Origin of the sequence: Achromobacter sp. GbtcB20 (genome assembly GCF_019091095.1) — a bacterium.
In the GTDB taxonomy this organism is placed as follows: Bacteria; Pseudomonadota; Gammaproteobacteria; order Burkholderiales; family Burkholderiaceae_B; genus Achromobacter; species Achromobacter mucicolens.
On the sequence record NZ_JAGXJZ010000567.1, the window covers coordinates 1 to 268 of the forward strand.

The following is a 268-nucleotide window of genomic DNA, read 5'->3' on the forward strand; positions in this document are numbered from 1 at the left end:
GCGAAAAGAATCCGCTGGAAACGGCGGTGCTGTCGATCACGCAAATCCACGCCGGGAGCGCCACCAACGTGATTCCGGACGAGGCGGTCCTGATCGGCACCGTGCGCACCTTCTCCACCGAGGGGCTCGATTTGATCGAACGGCGCATGGAAGAGATTGCGAATGGCGTCGCGGCCGGCTTCAACGCCAGTGTCGACTTTGGCTTCAAGCGCAATTATCCGCCGCTGGTCAACCACCCCGAGCAGACCGCGTTCGCGGTCGAGGCGAT

General features: G+C 62.7%; 1 protein-coding gene. It reads left to right on the top strand.

Translation table 11 applies throughout. The features are described 5' to 3' along the window. On the top strand, nt 1-268 hold a 268-nt coding region (locus tag KVT32_RS30245; protein ID WP_217619446.1), incomplete at both ends, for a peptidase dimerization domain-containing protein.